This window comes from Streptomyces sp. NPDC002055, assembly GCF_040296705.1.
Lineage (GTDB): Bacteria > Actinomycetota > Actinomycetes > Streptomycetales > Streptomycetaceae > Streptomyces.
In genome coordinates, this window is sequence record NZ_JBEOXS010000017.1 from 83,479 (window position 1) to 97,776 (window position 14,298).

The following is a 14,298-nucleotide window of genomic DNA, read 5'->3' on the forward strand; positions in this document are numbered from 1 at the left end:
GGTACACCGCAACGCGCCGCGAGGTTCCCGGCCGGCGGGGACGAGCGGGGCACCGGGGAGTTCCGGATCAGGAAGCCGCGGAAGCCCCCGGACGCTCCCGGAAGCCCCCGGACGCTCCCGGGAGGCCCGGAAAGCACCCGGTACCCCCCCGGCAGCCCGGCAGCCCCCCGGCCTCAGAACGGGAACCCGCTCCGGCCGTGCTGGATGGAGATCCACTTCTGGGTGGTGAACGCCTCCACCATCGACTCGCCGTTCAGCCGCCCGAGGCCGGACCGCTTCTCGCCGCCGAACGCCACGATCGGCTCGTCGTGGACCGTGCTGTCATTGATGTGGATCATGCCGGTCTCGATCCGCTGGGCGAGCCGCACCCCCCGCTCCACATCGCCGGTGTGCACGGCCCCGCTCAGCCCGTACGGGGTGTCGTTGGCGATGCGCACCGCCTCGTCCTCCCCGTCGAACGGCACCACGAGGGCCACCGGGCCGAAGATCTCCTGGCTGAGCACGGGCGCGTCGGCCGCCAGCCCCGTCAGCACGGTCGGCGCCACCAGGTTGCCCTCCGTGGTGCCGCGCACCAGGGCGGTGGCCCCGGCCTCCACCGTCTGCTCGACCAGCGTCGATATCGCCTCCGCCTGCGAGGAATTGATCAGCGGGCCGATGTGGGTCTCCGGGTCGGCCGGGTCGCCGACCTTCAGGGTCCGCACCTTGGCGACGAACTTCTCGGTGAACTCCCGCTCCACGCGGCGGTCCACCAGCACCCGGTTGGCCGCCATGCACACCTGCCCCTGGTGCACGAACCGGCTGAACACCGCGGCGTCCACCGCGTAGTCCAGGTCGGCGTCGTCCAGCACGATCAGCGCGCTGTTCCCGCCCAGCTCCAGCACGGCGTGCTTGAAGTTGGCGGCGCAGACCGACGCGACGTGCCGGCCCACCTTGTCCGAGCCGGTGAAGGAGATGACCTTCGGCACGGGGTGCTCGATCAGCGCGTCGCCGATCTCCGCTATGTCGGTGATCACGACGTTCAGCACGCCGGCCGGCAGGCCCGCCTCCTCGAACACCTTGGCCACCAGCCCGCCGCCGACGACCGGGGTGTTCTGGTGCGGCTTGAGGACCACCGCGTTGCCGAGCGCCAGCGCGGGCGCCACCGACTTGATGGACAGCAGGAAGGGGAAGTTGAACGGGCTGATGACCCCGACCACGCCGACCGGGAGCCGGTAGACCCGGTTCTCCTTGCCGTCGACCGGGGACGGCAGGATCCGGCCCTCGGGGCGCAGGGCCAGCTGGATCGCCTCCCGCAGGAACTCCTGGGCGAGGTGCAGCTCGAAGGCCGCCTTCAGCCGGGTGCCGCCCAGCTCCGCGATGATCGCCTCGGTGATCTCCTGCTCGCGGTCCTGGATGATCCGCAGCGCGCGCTCGAAGACGAGCCGGCGCGCGTAGGGGTTGGTGGCGGCCCAGTCGCGCTGTGCGCGCTCCGCCGCCCGGTAGGCCTGGTCGACCTCGTCCACCGTGGCCACGGTGACGGAGGCCAGTTTCTCCCCGTCGTACGGATTGAAGTCGATGATGTCCCAGGAGCCGCTGCCGGACTTCCACTCGCCGTCTATGTACTGGTGGGCCAACTCTGTGAAGTAGGACATGCCATCCCTGTCTGGAGGCGGAGCGCTGGTCAGGCGCCCCGGGCGTACGCACTCTCCTGATGGCTTGTCATCGTACTGACGAGTCACACCCGATGGACCATGGCCGCCAGCACCTCACGGCTCTCCGCCGGGCTCAGGGCGTCCTTGTGCAGCCGCTCCATCGCCCGCTCGTACTGGGCGACTTCGTCCCGCTTGTCGAGGTAGAGCGCGCTGGTGAGCTGCTCCAGGTAGACGACGTCGGGGAGGTCGGACTCGGGGAAGCGGAGCAGGGTGAAGGCCCCGCTCTCGGCCGCGTGCCCGCCGAAGGCGAACGGCATGACCTGGAGCGTCACGTTCGGCCGCTCGGAGATCTCCGCGAGGTGCCGCAGCTGGCCGCGCATGACCGCGCTGCCGCCGTAGGGGCGGTGCAGGGCGGCCTCGTCGAGCACCACGTGGAACTCCGGACCGCGCTCGGAGACCAGCAGCTTCTGCCGCTCCAGGCGCAGCGCCACGCGCCGTTCGACCTCGCTGCGGGTGGCCTCCGGCTGGCCGCGGGTCACGACCGCGTGGACGTACTCCTCGGTCTGCAGCAGCCCGTGCACGAACTGCACCTCGTAGCTGCGGATGCTCGACGCCGCGCCCTCCAGGCCGACGTAGGTCTGGAACCAGCCGGGCAGCACGTCGCCGTAACTGTGCCACCAGCCCGCCACGTTGGCCTCGCGGGCCAGCCCGAGGAGTGCCTCGCGCTCCGCGCCGTCGACGACCCCGTAGAGGGTGAGCAGGTCCTCGACGTCCCGTGCCTTGAAGCTCACCCGGCCCAACTCCATGCGGCTGATCTTCGATTCGGAAGCGCGGATCGAGTACCCGGCGGCCTCCCGCGTGACGCCGCGGGATTCCCGGAGCCTCCTGAGCTGGGAGCCGAGCAGGATGCGGCGCACCATGGAGCCGCTCGATCCGCCCGCCCCGCCCGCTCCTCCGCCGGCCACTGCCGGGAGGTGCCCTCCATCCGGCTGCACTGTGCCCATGTCCCGACTGCCTGTCTCCGTTGGTGATGCACTGCGACCGTCAACGGGCGCAGTCTGCCACCTCCGGGCTCCGTTGCGTATGCATCCGGTTACACAGACGGGAAGTTGCCCGCAGAGGCTCTGGATCCAGCCGTGGGGAGGAATGCGGAAAAAACCGCCCCTGTCCCCCCGACTTCCCTACGTGCACGTGCATTTGCCCTTGCATCTGCCGTGTGCTTTGGGAACCATGGTGCAGGAGCACCAGCACGCCGCCTTGACCGATTCCTCTAGGGCCAGGAGTGCCTCGCATGGGGACCCAAGGATCGACCATGTTCGCGCCGTTACGGCAGGGCCTCCCTCCCGTCGACCCCGTGTCCGTGTCGAGTTCGGTGTCCTGCGCACTGACCGGCGCCTACGAATCGGTCAGAGGGGCCCGGCAGTTCACCGAGGCCGCGCTCGGCCGGTGGGAGCTGGGCGAATGCTTCGACGATGTGGCGCTCGTGGTGTCGGAACTGGTCACCAACGCCCTCCGGCACGCCCTCCCGGACAGTGGCCCGGCCGCACCCGAACCCGCGGTCCGGCTGCACCTGATGCACTGGACGTCCCGCCTGGTCTGCGCCGTGCGGGACCCGAGCGGGACGAGCCCGGTCGCCGGCGGGACCTCCGCCGACGATCCGGACTGCTCCGCGGAGTCGGGGCGCGGGCTGTATCTGGTCGAGGCGTTCAGTGACAGCTGGGGCTGGCATCCGCTCGCGGGCACCCTGCGCGGCAAGGTGGTCTGGGCGATGTTCCACCTGCCGGCGACGGCCCGGCGGAACGCCTTAGCCGTCTGAAGGCCGCATTCCGTGCGAGGTCTACGCGGGTCACTCCGCGGCGAGGTGGTCGAACTCCCCGTCCTTGACCCCGCGCAGCAGCGCGTCCACCTCGGCGGGGGTGTAGATGAGCGCGGGCCCGTCAGGGAAACGCGAATTGCGCACCGCCACCCCGCCGTCCGGCAGTTTGGCCATCTCCACGCAGGCGCCCTGGGAGTTGCTGTGCCGGCTCTTCAGCCAGACGACTCCGTGCAGGTCCTTGGCCGCCATACCGTTGTACGGGTGGTGCACAGGACGCTCCCGGGACGCAGAGGCAATTTCCCCGGATCATAACCCGGTTCATGTGCCTCTGCATGAGCATATGCACGTGCACAAGGGGTGTCGGAGAGGCTGCACAGGGTGCGTCCGGCGGCTACTTCCCGGTGGAGTACGGCAGCAGTGCCATCTCGCGGGCGTTCTTCACGGCACGGGCCACCTGTCGCTGCTGCTGCGCGGTGATACGGGTCACCCGGCGGCTGCGGATCTTCCCCCGGTCGGAGATGAACTTCCGCAGCAGATCGGTGTCCTTGTAGTCGACATAGGTGATGCCGGCCGCGTCCAGGGGGTTCGGACGGGGCTTCGCATTCCTGCGGGACTCGGGACGGCGGGATTCGGGACGGCGGGACATCGGTTACGGGCCTTTCCTCGGGTGTGGGAGCGGGCGCTTCCGGGGTGCGGACTTCCGCGCGGGACGGGGGTGTTCCGCAGCGGAGGGCGTCCCCCGGAAAGGGCGCGGCGGGTCAGGAAACGGGGTCGAGCAACGCGTCGAAAGCCGGCGGGAGCCGCTTCCACGCCTCCTGCCCCGCCGCGTATTCGGCGTCGGTGAGCAGGCAGGACTCCAGGAGTTCGAGCAGTCCGTCGCGGTCGAGGCCGGGCGAGGTGAAGACGAGGTGCTGGGCGCGGTCCCCGTGGTCGGGGTCCCAGTCCAGCGCGGCGGCCGCCCGCCGCACCGGCGGCACCATCTCCCAGGCGGCGTCGGGGAGCGAGGCCAGCCAGGGGCCGGTGTCCTCGACGCAGAGCGCGCCGCCCGCGGCGTCCCAGGCGAGCAGGGTGTCGGGCCGGTCGGCGAGCCAGAACCGGCCCCGGCTGCGGGCCGCCGCGCAGGTCAGGTCCTCCAGCGCGGCGTAGAGCCGCTCCGGGTGGAAGGGCCGGGTGCGGTGCCACACCGCGGTGGTGACGCCGTGCTCGTCGGCCTCCTGCGGCAGCAGCGCACAGGCCGGGTGCTGGCGGGCGGCCGCCGCCTCCACGTCGAAGCCCGCGAACGCGACGTCCGCCAGCTCCGCGGAGCCCACCGGCACCTGACGGGCGGTGGGGTGGAGCTGGGCCAGCAGTGCGAGGTCCGCCGGATCCGTCCCCTCCGCGGCTCCGTCCGGACCGTCGCCGGCGGGTGCGACGGCGAGCACCGGCGGGTATTCCAGCTGCCGGGCCCAGGTGTCGGCCACGGTGCGCCGGTCGCTGGCCGCCGCGGCGAGCCCGACCTCGGCGAGGTCGTCGCCGCAGCTCAGATACGGCACGAGCAGCGCCGGGTCCACCACCGTGATCACCTGGGTGAGCCGCAGCGCCTCGCCGCTGTGCGCGGCGACCACTTCGGCCATGGCCTTGGGCTCGACGGAGTCCCACAGCTCGACGACCGCCAGCCGGCACAGTCCGCTGTCGGAGAGCCGCTCCAGCTCGGGGACCAGGTCCTCCCGCAGGGCGCAGCAGGCGCAGTCGTTGACCAGCGGTGCCTCGCCGGTGCCGAGCACCCCGCCGCTGTCCCGGACCGTGCGCCGGACGGTGCCGGCCCCGGCGGTCGCGAGGTCGTGGTGGAGCGCCACGCTGCCGGGCACCGTGTGCAGCAGCCGGTCGACGGCGGCCTTGCGGGCCTCCGCGTGGAGCCCGCCGACCAGCACCACCGGCAGCCGCCCGTCGCGGGCCGCCATCAGCGGTCCCCGCGCGTGCCGTAGCGGCGCTCGAACCGCTCGACGCGGCCGGCGGTGTCCAGGACGCGCACCTTGCCCGTGTAGAAGGGGTGGCTCGCCGATGAGATCTCGACGTCGATCACCGGGTAGGTGTTGCCGTCCTCCCACTCGACGGTCTTGTCGCTGGTCGCCGTCGACCGGGTGAGGAAGGCGAAGTCCGCCGCGCTGTCACGGAAGACGACGGGGTGGTACGGGGGGTGTATGCCGGGCTTCATCTCGCTCCTCCTCAGCGCTCTTCGCGGTAGGTGACGTGCCGGCCGGCGACCGGGTCGTACTTGCGCAGCTGGAGCCGGTCGGGGTTGTTGCGGCGGTTCTTGCGGGTCACATAGGTGTGCCCGGTGCCGGCGGTGGACCGGAGTTTGATCACCGGGCGTAGTTCGTTGCGGGCCATGGGGTCTACTATACAGAAATGGTTTCCATTTTCATTAGGAGGTTCTGAGCTGTGTCCGCCCACTGCCAGCTGACCGGCCGCAAGCCGGGCTTCGGCAACCACGTCTCCCACTCCCACCGCCGCACCCGGCGGCGGTTCGACCCGAACATCCAGCGCAAGCGCTACTGGCTGCCCAGCGAGGGCCGGCACGTCCGGCTCACCCTGAGCGCCAAGGGCATCAAGGCGGTGGACACCCTCGGCATCGAGAAGGCCGTGGCCCGCATCCGGGCCCGTGGGGAGCGGATCTGAATGGCGAAGCAGAGCAAGATCGCGAAGAACGAGAAGCGCCGGGCGGTCGTCGCCCGGTACGCCGCCCGGCGGGCGCTGCTGAAGGCGGTCATCCGCAACCCGGAGACCCCGGAGCAGGAACGCTTCGCCGCCCAGCGCGAGCTGCGCCGCCAGCCGCGCGACGCCAGCGCCACCCGGGTCCGCAACCGCGACTCCGTCGACGGACGGCCCCGCGGCCACCTGCGGGCCTTCGGCCTCTCCCGGGTGCGGATGCGGGAACAGGCGCACGCCGGTTTCCTGCCGGGAGTCCGCAAGGCCAGTTGGTAGCCGGAGGGCGCTGGTAGCCGGAGGGCGCTGATAGCCGGACGGAGAACCGGCCGGAGGGCCGTGGCGTACCGGGGGCCGGTGCGCCACGGCCCGTCCGTGCGGGTGGGGTTCGTGCGGGTGCGGGTTCGTGCCGGTGGGCTTCGCGCGGGTGGGGCGGCGGCGCGGGGTGGCCGGCGTTCGCGGTTCTCCGGACGGGACGCCCCTGACGGTCCGGGGCGGTCCGGGCCGTTCCGGCGGTTCACCGATCATGGCCGGAGTGTGCGGACGCCCCCGGTGGCCGGAGAGGACCGGGCCGTACGATCGGTGCCTGTGACGCGCTCCGGAGTTCCCGTTCGGGCCTACGCCGCCCGCCCCTGCACCGTCGTCGTCTGCCGGGGGTGCTGCTGCGGCAACGAGCGCAAGCACCCCACGACCGACCACCGGTGGCAGCTGGCGCGCCTGGAGGCGGCGGCCGCCGAGTCCGGTGGCCGGCTGTCGGTACGCACCACGGACTGCCTGGGGCCCTGCGCCCAGGCGAACATCGTGGTCGTGCAGCCGTCCGCCGAGGGGCGGCGCAAGGGCGGCCGGGCCACCTGGATCGGTTTCGCCATGGACGACGACTGCACCGACGACATCCTCTCCTGGGTCGCCGCGGGCGGCCCCGGGGAAGCGGAGCCACCGGCCACGCTCACGCTGCAGTTCGTCCCGCCGCCGAAGCCGGTACGGAGGTGAGGGCGGGGCGGAGTTGAGGGCGGGGCTGAGGACGGGTCGGAGTTGAGGGCGGTACGGGGTTGAGGGCGGTACAGGGTGAGGACACCCTGGGCTCAGGCGCGGACGTGAGCTGACGCGGGCCTGAGGTGAGGGGACCCCCTGGGGGCGGCGCCCGTTGCTCCCGTCGGCATGCGGCCCGCCGCCACGGCGCACTGCCCCCGCGGGCCCGGGGACCGACGAGCCGTCAGCGTCCGCCGAGGGAGGCCCGGTCCGCCGCAGCGGTGCCCTCGTGCCAGCCCTGGGCGTCCCGGGCTCCCCGGACGGAGTGGCGGGTGGTGACCGGGAACATCTCCTCCGCCGCCCCCGCGACCGCGACGTCCCGGGCGGCGAGCACCGGGAGCAGCCGCTCGCCGAGTTCGGTGGCGGACTCGGCCACCGTGCGTTCGGTCGCCGCGCTGAGCCGCTGGCGTATCCGGTTCGCGTAGCCGAGCAGGAACGACTGCCGGAAGGTTTTGGTCCGCTTGCGTCCGGCGGTGCGCTGGCCCGCCTCCGCCCGGGTCATGGCCGCCGTGGCCTGCACGAGCAGCGAGGTGTACAGCAGCTCGACGGACTCCAGGTCGGTCGCGAAGCCGACGACCGTCGAGAAGCCCAGGTCGTCGTTCCACACCGCACGGCAGCGGTTGGCCTCCGCGACGGCGTCCAGCAGCATCGCCCCGGTCGACTCGTAGGGCCGGTCGACACCGATCCGGACGGCCTCGGGGGCGCCCTCCGGGCCGGCTCCGGCCCCGGCCGCGAGCAGCGCCTCGTCGATGCTGTGCCGCGCCATCAGCTGCTGGGCCTTGCCGGTGAGCGCCTCCGCCTCCTCCGGGTAGTCGGTGGCCTCCGCCTTGGCCAGCAGCGCCCGGATCCGGCCCAGCATCTTCGGCTCGCCGACGGTGCGCGGCGGTGCGGCGGGCGGGGTCGTGCGGTGGCCGGAGGAGCCGGGCACCGGGCCGACCGGTTCGATCGCCGGCAGCCCGAAGACCAGCCGCATCACCTCCAGCAGCGCCTCGGCCAGCGGGAACCGGTCCATGGCCTCCCGGCGGCCGAGCTCCGTCAGGAAGCGGTCGTCGGCGGTCCACCACGCCTCGGCGCCGAGCTCTCGCAGCTGCGCTTCCCAGCGGGGGGCCGGTGTACCGGGGGCGTAGCGGCGTGCCTCGGCCGCGATCAGGTCGACGGCGAGCCGCGTCGGCCGGGCGTCGTCGGGGGCCGTGCGCCGGGCCATGCGCACCAGGTCCGCCGGCTGCCAGCCCCGCTCCCAGGCCTGCCGCACGAGCTGCTCCGCGCGGCGCAGCAGGACCCGGCCGACCGCCGGCCACTGTCCGGCGTCCGCGGCGAGCAGCGAGGCCCCGGCCTCCACGGCGTCGTCGGCGTCCGGTGCGGACGCGTAGAGCACCCGCCCGAGGACGTCCTCGACGATCCGGTCCGGTCCCTGCGTGTCCTGCCGCTCGCTGCCCACCGGCACAGGCTAAGGGGTTCTTGCGCTAGGCCCGCCCGGGTCGCCCGCTCGTAGTGCAAGGACCTCTGAAGGCTGTCCCGTCATCCCTGGCGAGGGGCCGCTCGAACCCGCCTCCCCCGGGCCGGTGCGGACGGCCGTCGTCCCGTCGGCCGAGGCCGGGGTCCCGTCGGCCGAGGCCCGGATTTCGTCAGCCGGGGCCGGGCTCCGTCAGCCGCCGCTCCGGCCGCCGTCAGCCGCCGCTCCGGCCGCCGTCAGCCGCCCGCGGCCGTCCGCGTCCCGGAGTCCTCCAGCACCCGGGCCGTCGGGCCGCTCTCGATCACCCGGCCGTCGTGCAGCACCAGCACCGTGCCGGTCCGCTCCGCCACCAGGCGCAGGTCGTGGCTGACCAGCACCAGGGCCAGGCCCTGGGCGCGCAGCCCGACCAGGAGGTCCATCACCGCGTCCGCGGTCTCCCGGTCGAGCGCCGAGGTCACCTCGTCGCAGACCAGGACGTCCGGCTCGGCGGCCAGCGCGCGGGCGATCGACACCCGCTGGCGCTGCCCGCCGGAGAGCTCGTGCGGCAGCCGGCCGGCGTGCTCGGGGCCGAGGCCGACCCGTTCCAGCAGCTCGGCGACCCTGCCCGGGACGGCCCGGCGCTCGCAAAGCCGGTGCAGCCGCAGCGGACGGGCCAGGGCGGACGACACCGTGACCGCCGGGTTGAGCGCCCCCATCGGGTCCTGGGGCACGAGCTGGATGCGGCGGCGCTGTTCCCGGCTGCGGGCGCGGACGCCCGCGGGCAGCTCGTCGCCGTCCAGCAGGACGGAGCCGCCGGACGCCCGCTGGAGCCCGACGAGCGTGCGCAGCAGGGTCGTCTTGCCCGCGCCGGAGGCGCCGACCACGCCCACGGAGGCACCGGGCGGCACCTCCAGGTCCACGCAGTGCAGCACCGGAGTCCGGCGGGAGCCCAGATGCGCCGTCAGGCCGCGGGCGGACAGGCCGCGACGCGTCGGTCCCGGGCCTGCGGACGGCGCGGACGACGGGGGCGACGTGGACGGCGTGGGCGACGTAGGCGATGTAGGCGACGGGGTCTCGGAGGATGAGGCTTCAGAGGGCGGGACTTGAGTGGACGAGGCCTCGGAGGACGGGGTGTCGGAGGACGAGGCGTCGGAGGACCGGGCTTCGGGGCCCGCTGCGGAGGCCGGGGCCCCCGAGGAGGCCGGGACCGCCGAGGAGGCCAGGACCGCCGAGGAGGCCAGGACCGCCGAGGGCACCACACCGCCCGGCCCCCCAGCCGAGGCCGTCGCGGTGCGCGGCGCCACGGTTCGGGCGGGCGCCGGCGCCACGGTCCGGGCGGGTGCCGGGGCCACGGTCCGGGCTGGTGCCGGCGCCACGGTCCGGGCTGGTGCCGGCGCCAGTTCCACCACCTCGTCCGCCAACTGACCGACCAGCTCCGGGTCGTGGCAGGAGAGCACCACCGCGAGGCGGTGGTCGGCGGCCAGCCGGCGCAGGGTCACGGCGATCTCGTCGCGGAGGGCGGCGTCCAGGCCCGCGGTCGGCTCGTCGAGCAGCAGGACCCGCGGGCGGCGGGCGATCGCCCGGGCCAGCGCGACCCGGCGCTGCTGGCCGCCGGACAGCTCGCGCGGGCGGCGCCGGAGGAGTTGCGGCACGGCCGGCAGCCGTACCTCGTCGAGCAGGGCGAGCAGCGCGGGGCGGGTGGTGTCGCGGGCGGTCTCGGCGAGCAGCCCGCCCACCCGCATCCGGGGGTTGAGCCCCGAGGCCGGGTCCTGTCCCAGGTAGGCGATGTGGTGCCGACGCAGGTCGCGCAGCAGGGCCGGGGAGCAGTCCAGGACGTCCCGGCCGAGCACCCGCACGCTGCCCGCCGTCCGGGCCGTCCCCGCGGGCAGGGATCCGGCGACGGCGCGCAGCAGGGTGGTCTTCCCGCAGCCCGAGGGGCCGGTGAGTGCCACCACCCGGCCGGGCGGGGCCTGCAGGGTGCCGTCGGTGAGCAGGACGCCGCCGCTGTCGGCGGTCACGGTCAGCCCGCTGACGTCGACGGCGGGGTCCGCGGCGCCGTCCGTCGTCACCGGTTCCGCGGTCAGGTCCACGGCCTCGCCTCGGGTCACAGCACCGTCACCGCCTTTCGTCCGGTCCGCGGCGCCAGGGCGTCGGCGGCGAGGTTGACGCTCATCGCGAGGAGTCCGATGGCGATGCTGGGGGCCACGACGGCCCAGGGGTTGAGCAGGATCCCGGGGGCGTTCTCCCGGATCATCAGGGCCCAGTCGGCGGCCGGCGGCTGCGGGCCGACCTGGAGGAATCCGGCGGTGGCGACGAGGTAGACGGCGGCGACGAAGCGGAGCCCGAAGAGCACCAGCAGGGTGGCGCGGAGGTTGGGCAGCACATCGCGGATCACCAGGTGCCACAGCCGTTCGCCGCCGGCCACGGCCGCCTCGACGTAGCCGGTGGCGGCGACGGGCGCGGCCGCACCGGCCACCAGCCGCACCGCGTACGGGACGCCGAGCGCCACCGCCGCGGTGATCACCGCGCTGCGTCCGCCGTCCGGCCAGGACAGGGTGATGAGCAGGATGCCGAGGACGGCCGGCAGCAGCATCAGCACGTCGGCGGTCCGCTCGACGGCGCGGCCGAGGGCGGGGCGCAGGGCGCCGGCCGTGCCGAGCAGCGCCGCGAGCCCGGTCACCAGCAGGGCGACGACGAGGGAGGTGCCGATCAGTTCCCGGCCGCCGGCGAGCAGCCGGCTGAGGATGTCCCGGCCGAGCTGGTCACCGCCGAGCAGCGCCCCGTTGGTGCCGGGCGGCGCGTACGGGGCGGTGACCGGTCGGTCGGTGGCGTGCGGTGCGAGCCACGGGCCCGCGACGGCGACGGCCGTGAGCAGGACGGCGGGGACGGTGCGCAGCACGGTGCGGCGGACGGTCCGGCGGCCGGCGCGCGGCACCGGCCCGCCCTGGAACGGCCCGTCCTTGAACGGCCCTTCCGCGACCGGCTCTTGCGCGGTCGGCCCTTCCGTGACCGGCTCGTCCACAACCAACCCGCCCGTGGCAGACCCGTCCGCAACCGCCCCTTCCACAACCGCCCCGTCCGGCCCTACTGGATCCACGGCCGCCGCCCGGCCCCCGTCCCGGGACTCCCCCGTCATATGCGTCCTCCGGCCGCTCGGGCCCGCACCAGATCGGCGAGCAGCAGTACACAGGTGATCACCGCGCCGGTGACCATGACCACCCCGGCGATGACCGGGGTGTCCCGGTCGCCGACGGCGCCGGCCAGGACGGCGCCGATCCCCGGGTAGTTGAAGACCGTCTCCACCACCACGGCGCCGCCGAGCAGCATGCCCGTCGAGGTGGCGAAGCCGGTGGCGATGGCGGGCAGGGCGCCCGGCAGCAGGTGGTGGACGAGGACCCGGCGCGGGGCCAGACCGTCCAGGACGGCCGTCTCCACGTGCGGGGCCTTAGCCTCGTCGGCGAGGGCGGCGCGGACGATCCGGGTGTTCCAGCCGATCTGCGGCACGGCGAGCGCGAGGACCGGCAGCACCAGCATCGAAGCCGTGGCGGGCGACCCGTCGGCGTCCGCGGTGGTCACCGCCGGCAGCAGCCCCGTCCACAGGGCGAAGACCAGCACCAGCGCGACCGCGACCACGAACTCCGGCAGCGCGAGGATGCCGGTGGCGGTGGCGGAGACCGTGCGGTCCACCGCGCCGCCCGGCCGCAGCGCGGCCCAGCAGCCGAGCCCCACCGACACGGCGACGGTGAGCAGCAGCGCCAGGCCGCCCAGCAGCAGGGTGTTGGGGAACGGCCCGGCGAGCAGGTCGGCGACCCGCTCGCCGCGCGCGGAGGTGCCGAGGTCGCCGGTGGGCAGCGCGGTCATCCAGTCGAGGAAGCGCTCGGCGACCGGCCGGTCCAGGCCGAGGAGCGCGCGCCGCCGGGTGGTGTCGGCGGCGGTCTCCCCGCGTTCGGAGGTCGCGTCGGCGGCGTCGCCGGGCAGCAGTTCCACGGCGGCGAAGACCGCGGCGAGCAGCCCGGCGAGCAGCAGGGCCCGCCGCGCCAGCAGTCCGCCGAGGCGCAGCGCGGCGCCCGCGAGGACCCGGCCGGCCGGGCGGGACGGCAGGGCCGTGCCGCCGGCCGGTGCGTCGGCGCTCAGCGGTCCAGCCATGTCCGCTCGAGCTGGACCCGGCCGTAGCCGGGCAGCTTCGGCAGGTCGCGGACGGCGGGTGCCGCGAGGTCGATGCCGTCGGCCACGCCCCACAGCAGATAGCCGGACCGCTCGTGCTGGATCTCCTGGAGCTCGTGCAGGACCTTCGCCCGGTCGCGTGCGTCGGCGGTGCGTACGGCCTTCTTGTAGGCGGCGTCGAACTCCTTGTCGTCCCAGGCGGCTTCGTTGGTGCCGGCCTCGGAGTACATGGTCTTGCTGGCGAAGAAGACCACCGAGTCGTTGGTGCCCCAGTAGGTGGTGTAGAGGTCGTCCTTGAGCCAGGTCTTGTCCCAGAACGCGGCCGACTCCTGCTTCACGACCTTCACCTTCACTCCGGCCTCGCGCACCTGGGAGGCGAAGAGCGTCGCGGTCTCGGCGAGGCCGGGCACGTCCTCGGTGGTGTGCAGGACGTAGGTCTTCCCGAGGTCGAAGTCGGCCTCCTTCAGCAGCTTCTTCGCCTTCGCGAGGTCGCGGGTGCGCTGCGGGAGGTCCTTGGCGTAGGCCGGGTCGCCGGTGCCCATGACGTCGTTGGCGACCCGGCCGTAGCCGCTGAGGACCTGCTCGACCATGGCCTTGCGGTCGACGGCGAGCCGCAGCGCCTCCCGCACCTTCGGGTCGGCGAACGGGCCGTCGGCGGTGCGCATGACGATGGGCATCGCCATGTCGTCGGGGCGGCGCAGGACGGTGATGTCCTTGCGGGACTCGGCGGTGCGGGCGGCGACGGCCCCGGCGTTGGAGGCCAGGTCGATCTGGCCGGCGAGCAGGGCGCTCGCCATCGCCTGCGGGCTCTCGAAGATCTTCACCTCGATCGCGTCGAGGTGGACCCGGCCGCCGTACCAGTCGTCGTTGCGGACCAGCCGGGCGTTGCCGCCGCGGAACCAGTCGAGTTTGAACGGTCCGGTGCCGGGAGCCCCGGCCAGCTCCTTCTCCTTCGTCCCCTTCTTGAGGACGAAGGTGGTGAGCCGGGTGAGCTGCGGCAGTTCGGCGTTGGCGTAGTCGGAGACCAGGACGACGGTGTGCTTGCCCTCGGCCCTGATGTTCTCGGCCTTGATGCCGGGGAGCCGGGAGGCGCCGGACGGGGTGCCGCGCAGCCGGCGCAGCGACCAGACGACGTCCTCGGCGGTGACCGGGGTGCCGTCGTGGAACGTGGCGGCCTCGGCGAGGGTGAACCGCCAGGTCCTGAGGTCCTTGTCGGCCTTCCAGCTCTTGGCGAGCCGGGCGACGGTGTTGGTCGTCGCGCCGGGCACGGTGAGGGTGTCGTAGAGGAGGCTGATGATGAGGTAGTCGCTCTCGTTCGCCTGAGAGCCGTGCGGGTCACGGGTGATGGCGTTGGCCCGGCCGAGCGCGCCGACCCGGAGGGTGCCGCCGGACTTGGGGGTGCCGGAGCCCTTGCCGGCCGCGCCGGGGGCCGGGTCGCTGCCTTCGCAGGCGCTCAGCAGAGCCGCCGCCCCGATGCCGCCGCCGGCCAGAAGCATCTGCCGTCTCGTCAGATCCACGCTGTCCTCGCTCACTGGTCGCGC

Annotated in this window: 16 protein-coding genes; 4 read left to right on the forward strand and 12 right to left on the reverse strand. The window is 73.9% G+C overall.

Annotated elements, in window-relative coordinates; translation table 11 throughout:
- Window positions 1–173 precede the first annotated feature (173 nt).
- Window positions 174–1,631 carry an aldehyde dehydrogenase family protein gene (locus ABT112_RS13275; protein ID WP_351508819.1) on the reverse strand — a complete coding sequence of 486 codons (1,458 nt, stop codon included), beginning with the start codon at window positions 1,629–1,631 and terminating at the stop codon, window positions 174–176.
- 83 nt (window positions 1,632–1,714) lie between these two features.
- Complete coding sequence (locus ABT112_RS13280) at window positions 1,715–2,551, reverse strand: Sco1979 family transcriptional regulator (RefSeq protein ID WP_351508926.1); 837 nt, start codon at window positions 2,549–2,551, stop codon at window positions 1,715–1,717.
- A gap of 371 nt (window positions 2,552–2,922) precedes the next feature.
- Here ABT112_RS13280 and ABT112_RS13285 point away from each other — a divergent pair, with 371 nt between their 5' ends.
- Window positions 2,923–3,447 carry an ATP-binding protein gene (locus tag ABT112_RS13285; RefSeq protein WP_351508821.1) on the forward strand — a complete coding sequence of 175 codons (525 nt, stop codon included), beginning with the start codon at window positions 2,923–2,925 and terminating at the stop codon, window positions 3,445–3,447.
- Window positions 3,448–3,477: 30 nt separating this feature from the next.
- Here ABT112_RS13285 and ABT112_RS13290 read toward each other — a convergent pair whose 3' ends face one another.
- The 5 genes from ABT112_RS13290 to rpmG form a co-directional block, all read right to left on the reverse strand.
- Window positions 3,478–3,717: a DUF397 domain-containing protein gene (locus ABT112_RS13290; protein ID WP_351508823.1), complete on the reverse strand. Its 240-nt coding sequence runs from the start codon at window positions 3,715–3,717 to the stop codon at window positions 3,478–3,480.
- A 121-nt stretch (window positions 3,718–3,838) separates the two neighbouring features.
- Window positions 3,839–4,093, reverse strand: coding sequence for a 30S ribosomal protein S18 (gene rpsR / locus ABT112_RS13295; RefSeq protein WP_351508825.1), 255 nt, complete (start codon window positions 4,091–4,093; stop codon window positions 3,839–3,841).
- 112 nt (window positions 4,094–4,205) lie between these two features.
- Window positions 4,206–5,387 (reverse strand): GTP-binding protein, encoded by a 1,182-nt coding sequence (locus ABT112_RS13300; RefSeq protein ID WP_351508826.1) that lies wholly within the window; start codon window positions 5,385–5,387, stop codon window positions 4,206–4,208.
- Entirely contained in the window at window positions 5,387–5,641 is a 255-nt protein-coding gene (locus tag ABT112_RS13305; protein WP_351508828.1) for a type B 50S ribosomal protein L31, read from the reverse strand. Before ABT112_RS13305 ends, ABT112_RS13300 begins: the two co-directional genes overlap by 1 nt.
- Before the next feature lie 11 nt (window positions 5,642–5,652).
- Window positions 5,653–5,817 carry a 50S ribosomal protein L33 gene (gene rpmG, locus ABT112_RS13310; RefSeq protein WP_351508830.1) on the reverse strand — a complete coding sequence of 55 codons (165 nt, stop codon included), beginning with the start codon at window positions 5,815–5,817 and terminating at the stop codon, window positions 5,653–5,655.
- Between the two features lie 51 nt (window positions 5,818–5,868).
- Here rpmG and rpmB point away from each other — a divergent pair, with 51 nt between their 5' ends.
- From rpmB to ABT112_RS13325, 3 genes are all read left to right on the forward strand, one after another.
- Window positions 5,869–6,105 (forward strand): 50S ribosomal protein L28, encoded by a 237-nt coding sequence (rpmB, locus tag ABT112_RS13315; protein ID WP_351508832.1) that lies wholly within the window; start codon window positions 5,869–5,871, stop codon window positions 6,103–6,105.
- Window positions 6,106–6,411, forward strand: a complete 306-nt coding sequence (gene rpsN, locus ABT112_RS13320; protein ID WP_351508834.1) for a 30S ribosomal protein S14 — start codon at window positions 6,106–6,108, stop codon at window positions 6,409–6,411. It begins immediately after the preceding gene.
- Between the two features lie 309 nt (window positions 6,412–6,720).
- The gene (locus ABT112_RS13325) at window positions 6,721–7,122 is read left to right on the forward strand and encodes a (2Fe-2S) ferredoxin domain-containing protein (RefSeq protein WP_351508836.1); all 402 of its coding nucleotides are present in this window, start codon (window positions 6,721–6,723) and stop codon (window positions 7,120–7,122) included.
- Window positions 7,123–7,345: 223 nt separating this feature from the next.
- Here ABT112_RS13325 and ABT112_RS13330 read toward each other — a convergent pair whose 3' ends face one another.
- The 5 genes from ABT112_RS13330 to ABT112_RS13350 all read right to left on the reverse strand — a co-directional run bounded on the left by ABT112_RS13330 (window position 7,346) and on the right by ABT112_RS13350 (window position 14,253).
- A complete protein-coding gene (locus ABT112_RS13330) occupies window positions 7,346–8,599 on the reverse strand; it encodes a DUF2786 domain-containing protein (protein WP_502975329.1) in 1,254 nt (417 codons plus the stop codon).
- Window positions 8,600–8,850: 251 nt separating this feature from the next.
- Window positions 8,851–10,701 (reverse strand): ABC transporter ATP-binding protein, encoded by a 1,851-nt coding sequence (locus tag ABT112_RS13335; RefSeq protein ID WP_351508838.1) that lies wholly within the window; start codon window positions 10,699–10,701, stop codon window positions 8,851–8,853.
- Window positions 10,698–11,528 carry an ABC transporter permease gene (locus tag ABT112_RS13340; RefSeq protein WP_351508930.1) on the reverse strand — a complete coding sequence of 277 codons (831 nt, stop codon included), beginning with the start codon at window positions 11,526–11,528 and terminating at the stop codon, window positions 10,698–10,700. Before ABT112_RS13340 ends, ABT112_RS13335 begins: the two co-directional genes overlap by 4 nt.
- Window positions 11,529–11,725: 197 nt before the next feature.
- Window positions 11,726–12,739, reverse strand: coding sequence for an ABC transporter permease (locus ABT112_RS13345; RefSeq protein ID WP_351508840.1), 1,014 nt, complete (start codon window positions 12,737–12,739; stop codon window positions 11,726–11,728).
- Complete coding sequence (locus tag ABT112_RS13350) at window positions 12,724–14,253, reverse strand: ABC transporter substrate-binding protein (protein WP_351508932.1); 1,530 nt, start codon at window positions 14,251–14,253, stop codon at window positions 12,724–12,726. The genes ABT112_RS13345 and ABT112_RS13350 overlap by 16 nt, the downstream gene beginning before the upstream one ends.
- Between the last annotated feature and the right edge of the window lie 45 nt (window positions 14,254–14,298).